At 67.1% G+C, this 19,260-nt stretch carries 18 protein-coding genes; 3 read left to right on the top strand and 15 right to left on the bottom strand.

Annotated features, from left to right (window positions below; genetic code table 11):
* Positions 1-44: 44 nt before the first annotated feature.
* The gene (locus L632_RS22570; protein ID WP_051416176.1) at positions 45-551 is read right to left on the bottom strand and encodes a copper chaperone PCu(A)C; all 507 of its coding nucleotides are present in this window, start codon (positions 549-551) and stop codon (positions 45-47) included.
* A 56-nt stretch (positions 552-607) separates the two neighbouring features.
* On the bottom strand, positions 608-1,042 hold the full coding sequence (locus L632_RS22565; RefSeq protein WP_156929438.1) for a hypothetical protein: 435 nt from the start codon (positions 1,040-1,042) through the stop codon (positions 608-610).
* 146 nt (positions 1,043-1,188) lie between these two features.
* Here L632_RS22565 and L632_RS24330 point away from each other — a divergent pair, with 146 nt between their 5' ends.
* Complete coding sequence (locus tag L632_RS24330; RefSeq protein WP_232215674.1) at positions 1,189-1,353, top strand: hypothetical protein; 165 nt, start codon at positions 1,189-1,191, stop codon at positions 1,351-1,353.
* A 230-nt stretch (positions 1,354-1,583) separates the two neighbouring features.
* Here the strand turns inward: L632_RS24330 and guaD are convergent, their stop codons facing one another.
* The 4 genes from guaD to xdhA are packed head-to-tail and all read right to left on the bottom strand — an operon-like array spanning position 1,584 to position 7,343.
* Positions 1,584-2,861: a guanine deaminase gene (guaD, locus tag L632_RS0111420; protein WP_028712339.1), complete on the bottom strand. Its 1,278-nt coding sequence runs from the start codon at positions 2,859-2,861 to the stop codon at positions 1,584-1,586.
* Positions 2,849-3,592, bottom strand: coding sequence for a xanthine dehydrogenase accessory protein XdhC (gene xdhC, locus L632_RS0111415; protein WP_028716829.1), 744 nt, complete (start codon positions 3,590-3,592; stop codon positions 2,849-2,851). The genes guaD and xdhC overlap by 13 nt, the downstream gene beginning before the upstream one ends.
* A complete protein-coding gene (xdhB, locus tag L632_RS0111410) occupies positions 3,589-5,901 on the bottom strand; it encodes a xanthine dehydrogenase molybdopterin binding subunit (protein WP_028716828.1) in 2,313 nt (770 codons plus the stop codon). The genes xdhC and xdhB overlap by 4 nt, the downstream gene beginning before the upstream one ends.
* Positions 5,898-7,343, bottom strand: coding sequence for a xanthine dehydrogenase small subunit (xdhA, locus tag L632_RS0111405; protein ID WP_028712342.1), 1,446 nt, complete (start codon positions 7,341-7,343; stop codon positions 5,898-5,900). Before xdhA ends, xdhB begins: the two co-directional genes overlap by 4 nt.
* Positions 7,344-7,461: 118 nt before the next feature.
* Between xdhA and L632_RS0111400 the strand changes: the two genes are divergently transcribed.
* Positions 7,462-8,358: a LysR family transcriptional regulator gene (locus L632_RS0111400; protein ID WP_028716827.1), complete on the top strand. Its 897-nt coding sequence runs from the start codon at positions 7,462-7,464 to the stop codon at positions 8,356-8,358.
* Here the strand turns inward: L632_RS0111400 and L632_RS22560 are convergent.
* The 9 genes from L632_RS22560 to bhcA form a co-directional block, all read right to left on the bottom strand.
* A complete protein-coding gene (locus L632_RS22560; protein ID WP_028712344.1) occupies positions 8,324-9,061 on the bottom strand; it encodes a class I SAM-dependent methyltransferase in 738 nt (245 codons plus the stop codon). The two genes, L632_RS0111400 and L632_RS22560, sit on opposite strands and share 35 nt — an antisense overlap.
* A 77-nt stretch (positions 9,062-9,138) precedes the next feature.
* Positions 9,139-10,386, bottom strand: coding sequence for a urate hydroxylase PuuD (locus L632_RS0111390; protein ID WP_028712345.1), 1,248 nt, complete (start codon positions 10,384-10,386; stop codon positions 9,139-9,141).
* 205 nt (positions 10,387-10,591) lie between these two features.
* The gene (gene uraH, locus L632_RS0111385; RefSeq protein WP_028712346.1) at positions 10,592-10,942 is read right to left on the bottom strand and encodes a hydroxyisourate hydrolase; all 351 of its coding nucleotides are present in this window, start codon (positions 10,940-10,942) and stop codon (positions 10,592-10,594) included.
* A 16-nt stretch (positions 10,943-10,958) separates the two neighbouring features.
* Entirely contained in the window at positions 10,959-12,302 is a 1,344-nt protein-coding gene (locus L632_RS0111380; RefSeq protein ID WP_028712347.1) for an 8-oxoguanine deaminase, read from the bottom strand.
* Positions 12,302-13,783 (bottom strand): nucleobase:cation symporter-2 family protein, encoded by a 1,482-nt coding sequence (locus tag L632_RS0111375; RefSeq protein ID WP_028716826.1) that lies wholly within the window; start codon positions 13,781-13,783, stop codon positions 12,302-12,304. The genes L632_RS0111380 and L632_RS0111375 overlap by 1 nt, the downstream gene beginning before the upstream one ends.
* 41 nt (positions 13,784-13,824) lie before the next feature.
* Positions 13,825-14,787, bottom strand: coding sequence for an iminosuccinate reductase BhcD (bhcD, locus tag L632_RS0111370; protein WP_028712349.1), 963 nt, complete (start codon positions 14,785-14,787; stop codon positions 13,825-13,827).
* A complete protein-coding gene (gene bhcC / locus L632_RS0111365; protein WP_024844790.1) occupies positions 14,787-15,950 on the bottom strand; it encodes a 3-hydroxy-D-aspartate aldolase BhcC in 1,164 nt (387 codons plus the stop codon). Before bhcC ends, bhcD begins: the two co-directional genes overlap by 1 nt.
* A gap of 21 nt (positions 15,951-15,971) precedes the next feature.
* A complete protein-coding gene (gene bhcB / locus L632_RS0111360) occupies positions 15,972-16,931 on the bottom strand; it encodes a beta-hydroxyaspartate dehydratase BhcB (RefSeq protein WP_028712350.1) in 960 nt (319 codons plus the stop codon).
* Positions 16,932-16,933: 2 nt separating this feature from the next.
* Positions 16,934-18,124: an L-aspartate--glyoxylate aminotransferase BhcA gene (gene bhcA / locus L632_RS0111355; RefSeq protein ID WP_028716825.1), complete on the bottom strand. Its 1,191-nt coding sequence runs from the start codon at positions 18,122-18,124 to the stop codon at positions 16,934-16,936.
* 184 nt (positions 18,125-18,308) lie between these two features.
* Here bhcA and bhcR point away from each other — a divergent pair, with 184 nt between their 5' ends.
* Entirely contained in the window at positions 18,309-19,139 is an 831-nt protein-coding gene (gene bhcR, locus L632_RS0111350) for an HTH-type transcriptional regulator BhcR (protein WP_028712352.1), read from the top strand.
* The last annotated feature ends 121 nt before the right edge of the window (positions 19,140-19,260 follow it).

The following is a 19,260-nucleotide window of genomic DNA, read 5'->3' as shown; positions in this document are numbered from 1 at the left end:
GGCGGCCCGCCGAGGCAGGGCCGATATTGGCTGGGAGCGGGCGCTCAATGGCCCGAATGATCCGAGGCGTGGCCCTGGTGGCCTGCGGGCGCGGCATTCATGGCGCGCACCGCGAACGGCAGGGCGATTTCGCCCGCCTTCTCGAAGACCAGCGTCGCCTCGACGGTCTCGCCCTCGGCAAAGGGTTCCGCGACCTGCATGAACATCAGGTGATAGCCGCCGGGCTTCAGCTCGACCGAGCCGCCCGCCGGGACCGGCAGGCCATCGGGCAGTTCGCGCATCTTCATCACGTCGCCGTTCATGGTCATCTCGTGGATCTGCACCGCGCCCGCCCGCGGCGAACGGGCCGCGACCAGGCGGTCGTCCTGGCTGCCGTTGTTGGCGATGGTGACATAGCCGCCTGCCACCGGCGCATTGGGCGGCATGGCGCGGACATAGCCGTCCGAAAGCAGCAGATCTCCATGCGTTACGGGATCGGCCGAGGCCGAGGCGGCAAGGAAGCCAAGGAAAAGCGCGCCCAGCATCGGGGCGGCCAGAATTCTGGATTTCATGGTTCTATCTCGTGTCTGAAACTGCGTTCACCGCCCCCAGTGGGCGATGGCGAGGATCAGACGGCGGGCGGCCCCCGGGCCGAGGGCGCCAGCACCTGCGCGCGCAGGATGCGCAAGTCATGGGCGGGTGCCGGTTCGGCGGGACGGGGTGCATCCGGCTTGGCCGATTGCACCGTGGGCGCCGTCTCCAGAACCGGCTGGGCGTGGGCCGACCAGTCGCAGGGCGGCTTCGGCGTCTTGGGGATGGGCGCATCCTGCCGGGCGCGGTATTCATCGGCCGTGATGACGCTGCCGTCATCGTCCAGCACCATCTCGACCGGCAGGTGATCGGCGCAAAGCACCACCATGAAGCTTTGCGGCGTCGGCCCGGCCGCGACCATCGTGCCTTGCGCCATCAGCGACAGCAGCACGAAGGGCAACACCATGAGCAGCGCCAGCACCCGGCCGCAAGCCGGACGAACGCGTGCAGATGATGGCGCGATTCTGCTCACCGAAAACCCTTTCCCCTGTCTCTATAGCGCGCGATGCGGCACGCGCGCCAGACGTCTGAGTTTTCCCTGCAATATTGCTGCTGAGGCGTGCCCTTTTCCAGGGCCGCGCTGCCGGTGAGCGTTTTTCCCCTCATCGGAGACAGAGAATGGCCCTCAGAAGCCGTTTCGGCGCTGTTGCGATCTGCGGTCTTGCGGCGGGCATGGCGCCGGCGACCGATTATCCGCTTTCCATCGGGAATTGCGGCCAGACCCTCGTGTTCGACGACGCGCCCGAACGCGTGGTGACCATCGGCCAGTCCACCAGGAGGTGACAGTATCTCTAAGTCATTGATTCATTGGAATATGGGGTCTTTGCCGGTTTCCCTTGATGCGCGCGGAATCGTCCCGGCGGGCCGCAGCGCGCGCATCTACGATCGCAGCGAAGTGGCCGATCTGCTGGTGCAAATCAGCCCGCCGGAGAAAATCCGCTTGACGGCCTTGCGCACACGATTGCTTTCGCTTGCGCATGCTTATCCTTTCTTTGGCACCCTTAGTCCCCACCTCACCCGAGCATCGGTTTTCCGGCAACATAGGTCTGGGCGATGGCGCGGTCGTCGCCGAGGATCTGCAGGATGAAAAGCTCTTCGGCCAGGGTCTCGGCCCGGTCCATGCGCAGCGCCATCGCAGGCGTGGCGCGGCTGTCGAGCACCACCAGGTCGGCATCGCTGCCGGGGTCGAGCGTGCCGATGCGGTCGGCCATGCCGAGCGCCAAGGCATTGCCGCGTGTCACCCAGTGGAAGGCGGCATAGGGATGCAGCTTCTGGCCGCGCAGCTGCAGGATCTTGTAGCCCTCGTTCAGGGTCTGCAGCATCGAGTAGCTGGTGCCGCCGCCGACATCGGTGGCGATGCCGCTGACTACGCCCGCGGCGCGCAGGCCCGCCTCGTCGAAAAGGCCCGAGCCCAGGAACAGGTTCGAGGTCGGGCAGAACACCGCGCGCGAACCGGTCTCGGCCATGCGGGCGATCTCGCGCGGTTCCAGGTGGATGGAATGGCCGAGCAGCAGCTTATCCGAAAGCAACCCATAGGTCTCGTAGATGTCGAGATAGTCGCGCGCCTGCGGATAGAGGCTGAGGGTGAAGGCGATCTCGTCCTTGTTCTCGGACAGATGCGTCTGGATATGGCAATCGGGATGTTCGCGCACCAGCTGCCCGGTCATCTCCATCTGCTCGGGCGTCGAGGTGATGGCGAAGCGCGGGGTGATGGCATAGCGCAGGCGGCCGCGGCCGTGCCATGTTTCGATCAGCCGCTTGCTGTCGTCATAGCCCTGTTGCGGGGTGTCCAGAACCGCCTCGGGGGCATTGCGGTCCATCATCACCTTGCCGGCGACCATCGCCATGCCCCGCGCCTCGGCGGCCTGGAACAGCGCCTCGGCCGATTGCGGATGCACCGAGCAGAAGGCGACGGCGGTGGTGGTGCCGTGCGAAAGCAGCAGGTCGAGGAACTTCTCGGCCATCAGCGGCGCATGGCCCTGCTGGGCGAAGCGCGATTCCTCGGGGAAGGTATAGGTGTTGAGCCAGTCGAGCAGCTGCGCCCCCCAGCTGGCGATCACCTGCACCTGCGGGAAATGGATATGGGTGTCGATGAAGCCGGGCAGGATCAGGTGCGGCAGGTGGTCGATCTCCGGCAGGGCGGGGTCGCGCAGGCTGGCATAGTCGCCGATGGCCGCGATCTTGCCGTTCTCGGTGATGACGGCGCCGTCCTCGTGATAGGTGAAGGCGTTCTCGACCTCGGCGGGGTCGGCGTGGAAGGAGAGCGTGCGCCCCCGGATCAGCTGTCGCATGAGTATTTTTCAAACGGTGAAACGGTTTCGGTCAGGCGGCCGATGATCTCGGCGGCGGTGAAGGCGGCGATGACCTCGGGGCGCTTGTCGCGCGACCAGCCGGCGCCGATGGGGCAGGTCAGCCGGTCGGTGTCGAGCCCCTGGGCGCGGGCGAAGCGGCGGAACTGCGCCAGTTTTGTCCGGCTGCCGATCATGCCGATATAGGGCGCGTCCAGGCGGCGCAGCGCCTCGGCCGCCAGCAGGAAGTCCAGCGCGTGGTCATGGGTGACGATGATGTGGCTGGTGCCGAAGGGCGCGTTGCGGATCTCGGCCTCGGGCAGGGGGGTCAGGCGGGTCTCGCCGGTCGCTTGCGCCAGTTCGCTTGCGCGCTGGTCGATCAGGACCGCGCGCAGCGGCAGGAGCGCCAGGGCCTTGGCAAGCGCCCGGCCGACATGGCCGGCGCCGAAGATCAGCACCTGCGGATGCTCGGGGCCGGCCGGGGCTTCGGCCACGCGGGTCAGGGCAAGCTCGACCCTTCCGCCGCAGCATTGGCCGATCTCGGGGCCCAGGGGCACGTCCATGCGGGCGGCGGTCTCGCCGCGCGCCAGCATCTGCCGGGCGCGGTCGATGGCCATATATTCCAGCTGGCCGCCGCCGATGGTGCCGGTCAGTCCCTCGGGGGTGACGAACATCGCCGCCCCTTTCTCGCGCGGCGAGGAGCCGCGCGTGCGGGTGATCTCGACCCGGATCATGGCCGCAGCCGCTCGATGGCCATCAGCACGCGCTCGGGGGTGGCGGGCGCGTCGATGCGCGGGTTTTCGCGGTAGCCGTTGAAGCTCGCCACCGCCATGTTCAGCGCCTGGAAGACCGAGATGCCCAGCATGAAGGGCGGCTCGCCCACCGCTTTCGACCGCTTGATCGTCGCCTCGCGGTTCACCGACCAGTCGGCCAATGCGACGTTGAAGACCTTGGGCCGGTCCGAGGCCAGCGGGATCTTGTAGGTCGAGGGGGCGTGGGTGCGCAGCCGGCCCTTCTGGTCCCACCAGAGTTCCTCGCTGGTCAGCCAGCCGGTGCCCTGCACGAAGGCGCCCTCGACCTGGCCCTTGTCCAGCGCCGGGTTCAGGCTGCGGCCCACGTCATGCAGCACGTCGGCGCGCTCGATGACATATTCGCCGGTCAGCGTATCGACCGAGACCTCGGAACAGGCGGCGCCATAGGCGAAGTAATAGAAGGGCCGGCCCTGCCCGGTGTCGCGGTTCCAGTGGATCTTGGGGGTCTTGTAGAAGCCCGCGGCCGACAGCTGGATCCGCGCCAGATAGGCGGTGTTGATGAAATCCTCGAAGGGCATTTCCTCGTTGCCGATCTGCACCGTCTCGCCGATGCTGACCAGTTCGGGCGGCACGCCCCTGGCCTCGGCGGCGAAGGCGGTCAGCCGCTCGATCAATTGCCGGCAGGCGTCCAGCGCCGCCATGCCGTTCAGGTCCGAGCCCGACGAGGCCGCGGTGGCCGAGGTGTTCGGCACCTTCTCGGTCGTGGTCTTGGTGATCCTGATGCGGTCGATGCTGACCCCCAGCGCCTCGGCCACCACCTGCGCGACCTTGGTGTTCAGGCCCTGGCCCATCTCGGTGCCGCCGTGGTTCAGGTGGATCGAGCCGTCGGAATAGATGTGGATGAGCGCGCCGGCCTGGTTGTACCAGGTCGCGGTGAAGCTGATGCCGAACTTGACCGGGGTCAGGGCGATCCCCTTGCGGATCGCGCCGCCCTCGCTTTCGGCGCGCGCGTTCCAGTCCAGCACCGCCTGGCGGCGGGCGTGATAGTCGCTGCTGGCCTCCAGCTCCTCGAAGATGCGCGGCAGGATCTGGTCCTCGACCTCCTGGTGATAGGGGGTGAGCTGGCCGTTCTCGTAGAGGTTCAGCTTGCGGATCTCCAGCGGGTCGCGGCCGAGCTGATAGGCGATGTCCTCGACGATGCGCTCGGCCATGACCACGCCCTGCGGGCCGCCGAAGCCGCGGAAGGCGGTGTTCGAGCAGGTGTTGGTCTTCATCGGATGGCTGCGCAGCTCGACCGCCGGGTAGTAATAGGCGTTGTCGGCATGGAACAGCGCCCGGTCGGTCACCGGCCCGGAGAGGTCCGAGGAAAAGCCGCAGCGGGCATAGAAATCGGCATCGACGGCGTGGATCTTGCCGGTCTCGTCATAGCCCACCTCGTAGTCGATGACGAAATCGTGGCGCTTGCCGGTGATCGAGAAATCGTCGTCGCGGTCGGGGCGCAGCTTGACGGCGCGCTTGAGCTTCTTGGCAGCCAGCGCCGAGATGCAGGCGAAGGGGTTCATCTGCGATTCCTTGCCGCCGAAGCCGCCGCCCATGCGGCGCACGTTCACGACCACGGCGTTCGAGGGCACGCCCAGCACATGGGCGACCATGTGCTGCACCTCGCTGGGATGCTGGGTCGAGATGTTGACCACGACCTCGTCGTCTTCGCCGGGGATCGAGAAGGCGATCTGGCTTTCCAGGTAGAAATGTTCCTGCCCGCCGACCGTCAGCCGGCCGGACATGCGCCGGGGCGCGCGGTCCATTTCGGCCATGTCGCCGCGCTTGAGCTTCAGCGGCTTGGTCACATAGCCCAGCCCGGCGTCGCGGGCCGAGATGGCGTCGATGGCGAAGGGCAGTTCCTCGTATTCCACGCGGGCCAGCTGGCAGGCGCGGCGGGCCTGGTCGCGGGTCTCGGCCACCACGGCGAAGATCGGCTGGCCATGGAACTGCACCTCGTCCTCGGCCAGCAGCGGCTCGTCGTGCAGCCCGGTGGGCGAGATGTCGTTATGGCCGGGAATGTCCGCGGCGGTCAGCACCAGATGCACGCCGGGGGCCTTGCGCACCGCGTCGAGATCCATCGAGACGATGCGGCCATGCGCGACGGTGGAAAGGCCCAGATAGGCGTGCAGCGTGCCGACCGGCTCCAGCAGGTCGTCGGTGTAATCGGCCTGGCCGGTGACATGTTTCACGGCCGAGTCGTGGATGATGGGGGTATGGGCGGCGCCCTTGACGAAAACGTCCTGTTTCATTCGACCCTCCTCAGGCGGTGGTCTGCGCCCTGCTGTTCAAGCCAGAAGCGGCGGAAGAAGTTGGCGGCGAGTTGCTGGCGATATTCCTTGCTGGCCCGCCAGTCGCTGAGCGGCTGGAAGTCGTTTGCGACCGCACGCGCGGCGGCCTCGAAGGTCTCGGCGGTGAAGGGCTGGCCCTTCAGCGCCGCCTCGGCCTGGGTGGCGCGTTTCGGCGTCGCGGCCATGCCGCCGAAGGCGACGCGGGCGTCGATGATCGTGGCGCCGTCGGTTTCCACCCGGAAGGCGGCGGCCGAGGCGGTGATGTCGGCGTGATGGCGCTTGCTGACCTTGTAGGCGGCGATCTTCGCCTCGCCCTTCAGCGGCACGGTGATCGCCTCGACGAATTCGCCGGGGCGGCGGTCCTGCTTGCCGTATTCGATGAAGTAATCCTCGATGGGCAATTCCCGCGTCCCCTCGGCGCTGCGCAGCCGCAGCGTGGCCCCCAGCGCGATCAGCAGGGGCGGCGTCTCGCCGATGGGCGAGCCGTTGGCGACATTGCCGCCGATGGTGCCGGCGTTCCTGACCTGCCAGCCGCCGATGCGCAGCCAGTAATCCACCGCCTCGGGGAAATGTTCGCGCAGGAAGGGCTCGAACTCGGTATAGGTCACGCCGGCGCCGATGGTGATCCGGCCGTCCGCGAGTTCGATCCGCTTGAGGTCCTGCAGATGGCCGATGAACACGGCCGGAGAGATGTCGCGCAGGAATTTCGTCACCCACAGGCCCACGTCCGTGGCGCCCGCGACGATGGTCGCCTTGGGATTCTCGGCCAGCACCTGCGCAAGGTCGGCGGCATCGGCCGGCAGGATGGCGCGGTCCTCGCCGCGCGAGACCTCGACCCGCTCGGCCGGGATGGCTTGCAGGGCGGCGGTGACGCGGTCGCGCTCGACGGTCAGCGCGTCCATGTGCTGCCCGCCGGCTTCCGAGGCGGCGAAGGCGGCCTTCACGATCGGCTCGTAGCCGGTGCAGCGGCACAGGTTGCCCTGCAGCGCCGTCTCGATCGCCAGCATGTCCGGGCGCGGGTTCTGCATCCACAGCCCGTAAAGCGCCATGACGAAGCCCGGCGTGCAGAAGCCGCATTGGCTGCCGTGATGCTCGACCATGGCGGCCTGGACCGGGTGCAGCCCGCCATCGGCGCCGCGCAGATGCTCGACGGTGACGACATGGCAGCCGTGGCACGAGGCCAGGAAGCGGATGCAGGCGTTGATCGGCTCGTAATGCAGCCGGCCTTCATGCAGCCGGCCGACCAGAACGGTGCAGGCGCCGCAATCGCCTTCGGCGCAGCCCTCCTTGGTGCCGGTCAGGCGGCGGTTCAGCCGCAGGAAGTCCAGCAGCGTGTCGCGCGAGCCCGCCTCGGTCAGGCGGATCTCGGTATTGTTCAGAAGAAAGCGCAATTCGTGGCCCATTCGGTCCTCGCTCGGGATGGCTGGGTATGGGAAAAGCCTAGATGCGAATTGCTCTTTGCGAAATCTCGGATTGAGCATAAGACTTTCAGCGATTCCTTGAAAGAGGCGGGTTGAAGCCATGCCATATCTTGAAAGTCTGCGGGTCTTCGTCCGGGTGGTCGAACTGGGCTCGATCACCGCCGGCGGGCGCGACCTGCGCATGTCGCCGGCGGTGGCCTCGAACCGCATCAAGGACCTGGAGACGCGCTACGGGGTGCGGCTTCTGAACCGCACCACGCGCAAGCTGGTGCCGACCGAGGTGGGGCGGGCCTTCTATGACAATGCCCGGCGGGTGATCGAGACGCTGGACGAGGCCGAGGCGGTGGTCTCGGGCTTTTCCGGCATGCCGCATGGCGCCTTGCGGGTGACGGCGCCCCTGGGCCTGGGGCGGCGGCTGATCGCGCCCCTTGTGCCGAAATTCTGCGACGAATATCCCGGCGTCGAGGTGCGGCTGCGGCTGTCGGACCGCAACGTGGACATCATCGCCGACGGGATCGACCTGGCCTTCTTCCTGGGCGAGCCGCAGGATTCGGCGCTGAAATGGCGGCGGATCGCGGAATGCCGGCGGGTGCTGGTGGCGACCCCGGCCTATCTGGAGGCGCATGGCCGCCCCGAGCGCACCGAGGACCTGACCGCGCATAACTGCCTGCTGCTGCGCTATCCGCGCAGCCCGGAATATTACTGGGTCCTGCAGACCCCCGAGGGGCCGCAGAAGCTGCTGGTGAACGGCAAGTTCGACGCCGACGACGGCGACGTGCTGAGCAACTGGGCGCTGGGGGGCAGGGGGATCGTCAATCGCCCCCGCTACGAGGTGGCCGAGCATCTGGCCGCGGGGCAGCTGGTCGAGGTGCTGCCGGACTACCCGCCGATTCCCTCGCAATTCGGCGTGCTGACGCCGCATCGCCGCCTGCAGGACCCGAAGGTGCGGCTGTTCGCCGATTTCATCGCGCGGGAGGTGCGGGGTCTGTTCGCCTGACCGCCTCGTCCCGCTGCCATTCCATGACGTGCAGATAGGGGGCGCGGCGATAGCGCGCCACCTGCTGCGGCTCGCCGCCCTGCGGGGCGGGCTCGTCGAAATGCACCAGCCGCAGCCCCTGCGCCAGCAGCACCTGCATATAGGCATGGAAAGGCCGGTGCCAGTTGCGGATCAGGATGCCGCGCCAGCTGACCCATTCCGCGCGTTCCTCGAGGTAATTGTCGATCAGGTAGCCCGAGCCGGGATCGCCGTTCCAGCCGCCCGCCGTGCTGAAGGAGTTCAGGTTGGCGATCAGCAGGCTGCCGCCCGGACGCAGGACGCGCACCATCTCGGCGATGGCGGCGCGGATGTCGTCGATGTCGATGAGCGTCAGGTAGCTGACCACCAGGTCGAATCCGGCATCGGGCAGGGGCAGGGCCTCGGCCCGGGCCTGCAGATAGGTGCCGGCGCGGTCGCGGCTGCGCGCGGTCTCGATCAGCTTGGGGGTCGGGTCGATGCCGGTCGCCGCGATGCCCTCGGTGCCGAGCATCCGGCAGAAGCGTCCCTCGCCGCAGCCCACGTCCAGCGCGTTGCGGAAGCCGCGGCCGCGGATGCGGGCCAGCATCGGCGCGTCGAGCACATGGCGGCGCGAGAAATCGCCGGTCTCGCCCATGTCGGCGATCCAGGCCTCGGCGGAAGCCTCCCAGCCGTTGCTGCTGTCCATGCTCTTCTCCCCGGGTTCGGCGGAGAAGCGTATTAGCCGATCGGCGGGGCATGGGCAAACCCCGCGGCGACGGCCGGTCAGTTCAGCGCAAAGGCCCTGGGCAGGCCACGATACCAGTCGATGATCGCCTGGCGTTCCTGCGGCTCCATGAAGCTGACATTGGCGGGCGGCATGGCATCGGTCACGCCGGCCTGGATATAGATCTCGCGCGCGGCGCGGGTGATGTCGTCGGGGGTCTCCAGCAGGACGCCCTTGGGTGCGGTATGGATGCCCTCGTAGCCCGGCTCGCGGGCGTGGCACATGCTGCAGCGGCCCATGACCGCTGCATAGGCCTCGTCCCAGCCGGGCGCATCGACCATGGCCTGCTGCGTGGGCGTCAGGACTCGGGCCTCGGATTCCTCCAGCGTCTGGCGGAACATCGGCGCGGTCGAGAGCCACATGACGACGATGAACAGGATGGTGGTCACCGCCCAGGTCCACCACTTCATGCCGCCGCCGGCATGCATGGTGTTGAAGAAATGCCGGATGGTCACGCCCATCAGGAAGACCAGCCCCGCGATCACCCAGTTGTATTCCGTGGCGAAGGACAGCGGATAGTGGTTCGACAGCATCAGGAAGACGACCGGCAGGGTCAGGTAGTTGTTATGCGTCGAGCGCAGCTTGGCGATCTTGCCGTATTTCGGATCGGCGGGACGCCCGGCCTTGAGGTCGGCGACGACGATGCGCTGGTTCGGCATGATGACGAAGAACACGTTCGCCGTCATGATCGTCGCCGTGAAGGCGCCCAGATGCAGCATGACCGCGCGGCCGGTGAAGACCTGGTTATAGGCCCAGCCCATGACCATGAGCAGCGCGAACAGGATCAGCATCAGCAGGGTCGGGGTCTCGCCCAGCTTCGACTTGCACAGGTTGGTATAGATGAGCCAGCCGATGGACAGCGAGCCGGCCGAGATCAGGATGGCCTGCCAGGGCGCCAGATCCATCTTGGCGGGGTCGATCAGGAACAGCTCGGAGCCGACCCAATAGGTGACCATCAGGAGCGCCGCCCCCGAGATCCAGGTCATGTAGCTTTCCCATTTGAACCAGATCAGATGCTCGGGCATCCGTTCGGGCGCGACCAGGTATTTCTGGATGTGGTAGAAGCCGCCGCCATGGACCTGCCATTCCTCGCCATGCGCGCCGGGCGGCAGGCCGGGCACCTTGCGCAACCCCAGGTCGAGGGCGACGAAATAGAAGGACGAGCCGATCCAGCAGATGGCGGTGACGACATGCGTCCAGCGGATGGCAAAGGCGAGCCAATCCCACATGACGGCGAAATCGGACATGTTCTGTCTCCTGTCTAGCTGGGGAAAGACTAGCCGCTTCGCGGGGTTGCGAGTATTCACGCATTTCCCCTTGCTGTCTTAACGATGCGTTGAAAATCTTTTGCCGGGCCCTGCGGAAACGAAAAAGAGGGGGCTTTGCCCCCTCAGGCCCGTGCCGGGCCTTTCACCCCCAGGGTATTTGGAAAACCGAGAAAGCGCCGGCGGCTCAGCTGCCGCGATAGGTCGAGAAGCCGTAGGGCGAGATCAGCAGCGGCACATGGTAATGGTCCTGTTCCGACATGCCGAAGCGCAAGGGCACCTGGTCGAGGAAGCGGGGCTTGGCCGCCTGATGTCCCTGGGCGTCGAGCCAGGCGCCGACATGGAAGACCAGTTCGTATTCGCCGGTCTGGAATTCCGCCTCGGGCAGGATGTGCCTGTCGGTGCGGCCGTCGTGGTTGGTGACGGTCTCGGCGATCAGCCGGCGCTCGGGGTCGAGGCGGTAGAGTTCGATCCGCATGCCCTGCGCGGGCGTGCCGTTGGCGGTGTCGAGCACATGGGTGGTGAGATAACCGGGCATTTTCGTCCTTTCCTTGTCAATCCGCGAGCCGGGCGATGGCGGCGCGGGCCTGTTCGTTCAGGCGATTCGGGTCTGCGGTCAGCAGGTGGTGATCCTGCACCACGGCGCGGCCCTCGACATAGACCGCGCGCGGGCGGATCGGGGCGCAGAAGACCAGCGCGGCCACCGGGTCCCATTGGCCGGCGGCCGGCAGTTCCGAGACGTCCCAGAGCACCAGATCGGCGCGTTTTCCGGGTTCCAGCGCGCCGATATCGCTGCGGCCCAGCACCCGGGCGCCGCCGAGCGTGGCGATCTCCAGCGCCTCGCGGGCGCCGAGGGCGGCGGGGCCGTCCTTGAGGCGGGCGACCAGCATGGCCTGCCGCGCCTCGAGTCCCAGATGGCTGCAATCGTTGCTGGCCGAGCCGTCGACGCCGAGGCCGACCGGCACGCCCGCGTCGCGCATCCGGCGCACCGGGGCGATGCCCGAGGCGAGGCGCGCGTTCGAACAGGGGCAATGCGCGACCCCGGTGCCGGTGCGGGCGAAGAGGTCGATTTCCTTCTCCGACAGCTTCACGCAATGCGCGTGCCAGACATCGTCGCCGGTCCAGCCCAGGCTTTCGGCATAGTCGCCGGGCAGCATGCCGAAGTTTTCCAGCGAATAGGCGATGTCCTCGTCGTTTTCCGCCAGATGGGTGTGCAGCCGCACGCCTTTCTCGCGGGCGAGGATGGCGGCGTCGCGCATGAGTTCCCGGCTGACCGAGAAGGGCGAGCAGGGGGCGAGGCCCACCTGCACCATGGCGCCGGGATTCGGATCGTGGAAGGCCGCGACCAGGCGCTCGCTGTCCTTCAGGATCGCGGCCTCGTCCTCGACCAGCGCGTCGGGGGGCAGGCCGCCCTTGGACTCGCCGATCGACATGGCGCCGCGGGTGGCGGTGAAGCGGATGCCGATTTCCGAGGCGGCCTCGATGCTGTCGTCGAGCCGGGCGCCGTTCGGGAACAGGTAGAGGTGGTCCGAGGAACAGGTGCAGCCCGAGAGCGCCAGTTCGGCCAGGCCGATCCGGGTGGACAGCCGGATATCCTCGGGGCCCATGCGGCCCCAGATCGGATAGAGGGTGCGCAGCCAGCCGAACAGCGCCGCATCCTGCGCGGCAGGCACGGCGCGGGTCAGGGTCTGGAACAGGTGGTGATGGGTGTTGACGAAGCCGGGGGTGACGACGCAGCCCCCGGCCTCGACGATCTCGGCGCCTTCGGCGGAAAGACCCGGGCCGACGGCGGAGATGACCCCGCCGTCGATCAGGATGTCCCCGCCTGCGATCTCGCGCCGGGCGCCGTCCATGGTGACCACCACTTCGGCGCCCCTGATGAGCAGGCGTTTCGTCATCAATGCGCCTCGGCGGCGTGGGCTGCGGCGGCGATTTCCTCGTCGCTGGCATGCGGGGCGCCGTTGAAGAACCAGTTCAGCAGCACGGCGGCCACGGCGGCCAGCAGGATGCCGGAATGGATCAGCGTGTGCAGCGAATGCGGCAGCCACTGGTTGAAGTCGGGCGCGATCATCGGGACCATGCCGAGGCCCAGCGAGACGGCGACAATGAACAGGTTGTGCTTGTTGCCCTTGAAGTCCACCGTCGAGAGGATGCGGATGCCGGTCGCGGCGACCATGCCGAACATCACCAGCCCCGCGCCGCCCAGCACCGTGGTCGGCAGCGATTCGACCAGCGCGCCCATCTTGGGGATCAGGCCCAGCACGATCATGATCGCGCCGCCCGCCACGCAGACGAAGCGCGAGCGCACGCCGGTCACGCCCACCAGACCGACGTTCTGGCTGAAGGAGGTATAGGGGAAGGTGTTGAACAGCCCGCCGATCGCGGTGCCCAGCCCGTCCACGCGCAGCCCGGCCGACAGCGCCTTGGGCGTCATCCTGCGGCCGCAGATGTCGGAAAGCGCCAGGAACATGCCGGTCGATTCGATCATGGTCACGAACATGACCAGCAGCATGGTCAGGATCATCACCGGGTCAAAGATCGGCATGCCGAAATGCAGGGGCTTGATCGGCGCGAACCAGGCGGCCTCGGCGATGCCGTCGAAATGCATCATGCCCATGACCGCCGCCAGCAGCCCGCCGATGACGATGCCGAGCAGCACCGCGATATTGGCGACGAAGCCCCGGGCGTAGCGCGCGATCACCAGGATCGCCGCCAGCACGGTGATGCCGATCAGGATGCGCGACAGCGAGGCGTATTCCGGGTTGGGCACGGTCGGCATCAGCTTGACGCTTTCCGGGACGTCGCCGGTGGCGCGGGCGGCCTCCAGCCAGGCCTGGGCGGCGGGATCGACCAGCTGCGGCGCCGTGGGGCCGGCCGGCAGGCCGAAGATCCAGTTGATGCCCACCGGCATCAGGCTGACGCCGATCACCAGGATCACCGTGCCGGTGACGACGCTGGGAAAGAAGCGCAAGAGCCGGCTGACCAGCGGAGCGAAGAAGATCGAGATGAGGCCCGCCGCCATGATGGCGCCGAACATCATCCGCGCGCCTTCCTGACCGGGGTTGGACGAGGCGATGGCGACCATGGGGCCGACGGCGGCGAAGGTCACGCCCATCATCACCGGCAGCTTGATGCCGAACCATTGCGTGGCGCCGAAGCTTTGGATGATGGTGACGATCCCGCAGACGAACAGGTCGGCGGAAATCAGAAAGGCCACGTCCTGCGGCGAAAGCTGCAGGGCGCGGCCGACGATCAGCGGCACCGCGATGGCGCCGGCATACATGACCAGCACGTGCTGGAAGCCCAGGGCCAGCAGCCGAGGGGCGGCGATGCGCTCCTCGACCGGGTCGAACCCAGGATTGGTTTCAACTGCTTGCATACGTCCTTATCCTCCCTTGTTCAGGACGCGAGCGGCACGGGTCAGATTTCGACCTCTTGCGCCACCCCCTTGTGTTTCGCCAGTTCGACGACCGCCTTGGCCACCGCGAGGTCCTGCAACCCGACGCCGGTGCCGTCGAAGATCGTGACCTCGGCATCCCCGCGGCCCGGGTTGTCGCCCGCCACCACGGCGCCGATCTCGCCGATCTGATCCTCGCGGATCAGGCCCGAGGCGATGGCGTGCTGGCATTCGCCGATGCTGACCGACTGCGCGACCTCGTCGGTGAAGACCCGGGCGCGCGCGACCAGCGCCGGGTCCAGCTCCTGCTTGCCCTTGGTGTCGGTGCCCATGGCCGCGACATGCGTCGGGCCCTTGACGTGCTGATCCATCAAGAGGGGCGAGAAGGACGAGGTGATCGAGATGATCACATCGGCCTCGGTGCCGAGCCGGTCCAGCTCGACCGCCTCGAAGGGCAGGCCCAGCTCGGCCGCGGTATCGGCAAGGCGCGACAGCATCTCGGGATGCGGGTTCCAGCCGATGACCTTCTCGAACCGGTGCACATTGGCCGCCGCCCGCATCTGGAAGGCGGACTGGTGGCCGGCGCCGATCATGCCCAGCACCTTGGCGCCCTTGGGCGCCAGATACTTGATCGACACGGCCGAGGCCGCCGCCGTGCGCAGCGCCGTCAGCAGGTTGCCGCCCACCGCCGCCGAGACCCGGCCGGTATCCGGGTCGAACAGGAACACGGTGGACTGGTGGTTGATCAGGTTGTGCTTCTGGTTGTTCGGCCAGTAGCCGCCGGCCTTCAGCCCCAGCGTCAGGGCCGAGGCGTCGAAGCCGCCCTTGAAGCCGTAGAGCGCGTCCTCATGGCCGATGGCCTCGCGCACCACGGGAAAGTTGTAGGCCTTGCGCCGGGCCATCGAGGCGAAGACCGCCTCGATGGCCTCGAAGGCCGCCTCGGGGGTCATCAGACCCGCGATTTCCTTTTCGGCGACGACGAGCATCAGTAGCCCTTCCCGCGCGCCGAGACCGGCCAGACCGTCTCGACCTTGCCGTTCCGCACGCCGACATACCAGTCATGGACGTTGCAGGTCGGGTCGCAATGGCCCGGCACCAGCCGCAGCTTGTCGTTGACCTTCAGGACGCCGTCCTTGTCCTCGACCACGCCGTGCTCGTCGCTGCACTTGATGTATTTCACGTCGTCGCGGCCATAGACGAAGGGCAGGCCGCTATCGACCGACTGCGCCTTGAGGCCGGCATCGACCACCGCCAGATGCGGCTTGGCGTGGCTCATCACCGAGGTCAGGATGAACAGCGCGTTCTCCCATTCGCCCTGGTCGATGCGCTTGCCCTCGGCATCGTGGATGCGGCCATAATCGGCATCCATGAAGGCGTAGCTGCCGCATTGCAATTCGTTGTAAACGCCCGAATTGCTTTCGAAATAATAGGACCCCGTACCGCCGCCCGAGACGAATTCGGGCTTGAGCCCCTCGGCCTCCAGCGCGTCGACGGCTTCCTTCACCTGGGCGATGGCGGCGTCCAGCTTGGCCTTGCGGTCCTCGAAGCTGTCCATGTGCTGCATGGCGCCCTGATAGGCCTGGATGCCCTTGAAGGTCAGGTTCGGGGCGGCATCGGCGGCCTTGGCGATCTCGACCACGGCTTCCTTGGTGGTCACGCCGCAGCGGCCGGCGCCGCAATCGATCTCGACGAAGATGCCGAGCTCGGTGCCGTGGCGCTGCGCGGCGGCCGAGAGGTCGGCGATATTGGCCAGGTCATCGACGCAGACCGTCACCGTGGCGCCCAGCTTGGGCAGCCGGGCCAGGCGGTCGATCTTGGCCGGCTCGCGCACCTCGTTGGTGACCAGCACGTCCTTGATGCCGCCGCGGGCAAAGACCTCGGCCTCGCTGACCTTCTGGCAGCAGACGCCGACGGCGCCGCCCAGCGACTCCTGCAGCTTCTGCACGTCCACCGACTTGTGCATCTTGCCGTGGCTGCGGTGGCGCATGCCGTGGGCCTTGGCATAGTCGCCCATCTTCCTGACGTTGCGCTCCAGCGCGTCCAGGTCGAGGATCAGGCAGGGCGTCTGGATCTCGCTTTCGTCCATGCCGGGCAGGGCGGGAATGTCGTAGCCGACCTCGTAGCCGGAGAAATCCGTTTTCGCGTTCATGGCACTCTCCTCAATTCGGGTTCAGTTCCACGGCAGCTTGTCGAGATCGACATTGCCGCCGGTGACGATGATGCCGACACGCTTGCCGGCGAAGGCTTCGGGGTTCTTCAGGATGGTGGCCAGCGGCACGGCGCTGGAAGGCTCCATCACGATGCGCAGATGCTTCCAGATCAGCTTCATCGCATCGACGATCTCGGCATCCGAGGCGGTGTAGATTTCGCTGACGTGGTTCTTGACGAAATGCCAGGTCAGATCCTTCAGCGGCACCAGGAGCCCGTCGGCGATGGTCTTGGGCGCGTCGTCGGCGATGATGTGGCCGGCCTTGAAGCTGCGATAGGCGTCGTCGGCCTGCTCGGGCTCGGCCGCGATCACCTTGACCTCGGGCGCCAGCGTCGCAAGCGTCAGGCAGGTGCCCGAGATCATGCCGCCGCCGCCGATGGGGGCCACGACCGCTTCCAGCCCGTCCACCTGTTCCATCAGTTCCTTGGCGCAGGTGCCCTGGCCGGCGATCACGCGCGGATCGTTATAGGGATGGACGAAATCGCCGCCGGTCTCGGCCTGCACCTTGGCGAAGGTCTCCTCGCGCGAGCTGGTCGAGGGCTCGCATTCGGTGATGACACCGCCATAGCGGCGCACCGTGTCTTTCTTGGCCTGCGGCGCGGTGCGCGGCATGACCACGTTGCAGGGGATGCCGCGCAGCATCGCTGCGTAGGACAGGCAAGAGGCATGGTTGCCCGAGCTATGCGTGGCGACGCCCTTGGCCGCCTGCGCCTCGTCCAGGCCGAAGACCGCGTTGGTGGCGCCGCGGACCTTGAAGGCCCCCGGCTCCTGGAAGTTCTCGCATTTGAAGAACAGCTGCGCGCCGGTCAACTCGTTCAAATAGTCCGAGCTGCGGATCGGCGTGCGGCGGATATGCGGCTTGATCCGCTCATGCGCGGCCAGCATGTCCTCATAGGTCGGGATATACATGGCGTCCTTCATCCTCAGGCGGCTTTCTTCTGCGCGGCGGCGGTGGTCTGGCGGTAATGTTCCTGCGCGGCGGCGACGCCCGAGCCCAGCCGGATCGGCAGGCCCAGATCGGCCATCACCATTTCGGCCGTGGCGATGCCGGACAGCGCCATGGCGTCGGTCAGGCTGCCCAGGTGGCCGATGCGGAACACCTTGCCCGCGACCTGGCCCAGGCCGGTGCCGAAGGCCATGTCATAGGTCTCCAGCGCATGGCTGACGATCAGGTTGGCGTCGAAGCCCTCGGGGACGCGGATGGCGCTGACGCTGTCCGAGTAAAGCTCGGGGCGGACGGCGCAGAGCTTCAGCCCCCAGGCCTCGACCGCGGCGCGCACGCCGCCGGCGATGCGGCGATGGCGGGCGAAGACGTTCTCGAGCCCCTCGGCCAGCAGCCGCTCGCAGCTGAGGTTCAGCCCGTTGATCAGCCCGACCGGCGGCGTGTAGGGATAGCCGTTGCGGGCATAGCCGGTCGCCATGTCGCGGATGTCGAAGAAGGTGCGCGGCAGGCGCGCGCTCTCGACCGCCTCCATTGCCTTGGGCGAGAAGCCGACGATGGCCAGGCCCGGCGGCAGCATGAAGCCCTTTTGCGAGCCGGTGACGGCGATGTCGACGCCCCATTCGTCCATGCGGAAGTCCATCGAGCCGATGGAGCTGACGCCGTCGACGAACAGCAGCGCCGGGTGCTTGGCCGCGTCCAGCGCGCGGCGGACGGCGGCGATGTCGGATTTGACGCCGGTCGCGGTCTCGTTATGCGTGGCCAGCACGACGCGGATCTCGTGGCCCTTGTCGGCGGTCAGGATTTCCTCGAAGCGGTCGGCCGGGATGCCCTCGCCCCAGGGCGTCTCGACATAGGTGACGTCGAGCCCGTGGCGCTGGCACATGTCGATCCAGCGATGGCTGAACATGCCGTTGCGCGCCGCCAGCACCTTGTCGCCGGGCGACAGCGTGTTGGTGATCGCGGTTTCCCAGCCGCCGGTGCCGGTCGAGGGGAACAGGAAAACCAGCGCCGTTTCGGTCTTGAGGACCTTTTTCACCCCCTCGAGAGCCGGGTGCAGCATGCGCCCGAACACCGGCGAGCGGTGGTCGATGGTGGGCATGTCGACGGCCTTGCGCATCTCCTCGGGGATGTTGGTCGGGCCGGGAATGAAGATCGGGTTCTGGCTGGTCATGGCAATTCCTCCTGCGCTTGTGGACCAAGCTACGTTTTGCTGTCCATCGATGCAATTTTTCTGAAAAATATTTCGCAATCGCGGAAAAATAGCGTAAAGTGGCGTTGAATCAGATGGTTGCTCTTTTCCACAGCGGAATGAGGACTTTCAAGAAATCCGCGAAGTTGTCGAAAGGAAAAATTGAATGTCGGTTCAGATTCGGAAACGCGGCCGTCCGAGGGGCCGCGCCGGCGGGTTCGGGGCCGAGGATTCGGGCGGCATCCGGGCGCTGGACAGGGCGCTGGACATCCTGGACCTGATCGCGATGTCGAACGGCCTGACCCTGACCGAGATCGCGCAGCGGCTGGAGATGGCGCCCTCGACCGTGCACCGGGTTCTGGTGACGCTGGCGGCGCGCGGCGTGGCGGAAAGCGACAGCCAGACCCAGGCCTGGCATGTCGGGCCGACCGCCTTCCGCCACGGCTCGGCCTTCATGCGCCGCTCGGGCCTGGTCGAGCGGGCGCGGCCGCTCTTGCGCCGGCTGATGGAGGTGACGGGCGAGACGGCGAACCTGGGCATCCTGAACGGCGAGGCGGTGCTGTTCTTGAGCCAGGCCGAAACGCATGAGACGATCCGCGCCTTCTTTCCGCCCGGCACGCGTTCGGCCCTGCATGCCTCGGGGATCGGCAAGGCGCTCCTGGCCCATGCCCGGCCGGCCGACCTGAAGCGGATGATCCGCGAGATGGCGCTGGAACGGTTCACGCCGATGACGCTGAGCGACCCGCAGGCGCTGCTGGACGATCTGGCCCGCATCCGCGCCCGCGGCTATGCGCTGGACAACGAGGAGCGCACCCCCGGCATGCGCTGCATCGCCGCGCCGATCTTCGATTTCGCGGGCGAGGCGGCGGCGGGAATCTCGGTCTCGGGGCCGACATTGCGCATGTCGGATGCGCGGCTTGAGGCGATGGCCGAGGCGGTGATCGCGGCGGCGCGTGAACTGTCCTTTGGCATGGCGCCGCCGGCGGCCGAAGGCTGAAGGACGTGATTCGTCTGCCCGGAAAGGCCGGGATCGTTAGAATCCTTCGGAAAATCCGGGAGTTTCGAGACCGATTTGTTCATTAATCTCAGATTCACGTTCAGTTCACGCCGGCCATCCT

Source organism: Paracoccus sp. J39 (assembly GCF_000518925.1).
Taxonomy (GTDB): Bacteria; Pseudomonadota; Alphaproteobacteria; order Rhodobacterales; family Rhodobacteraceae; genus Paracoccus.
Note: the sequence above shows the minus strand (reverse complement) of the source record. Positions and strands in the feature narration are given on the sequence as shown.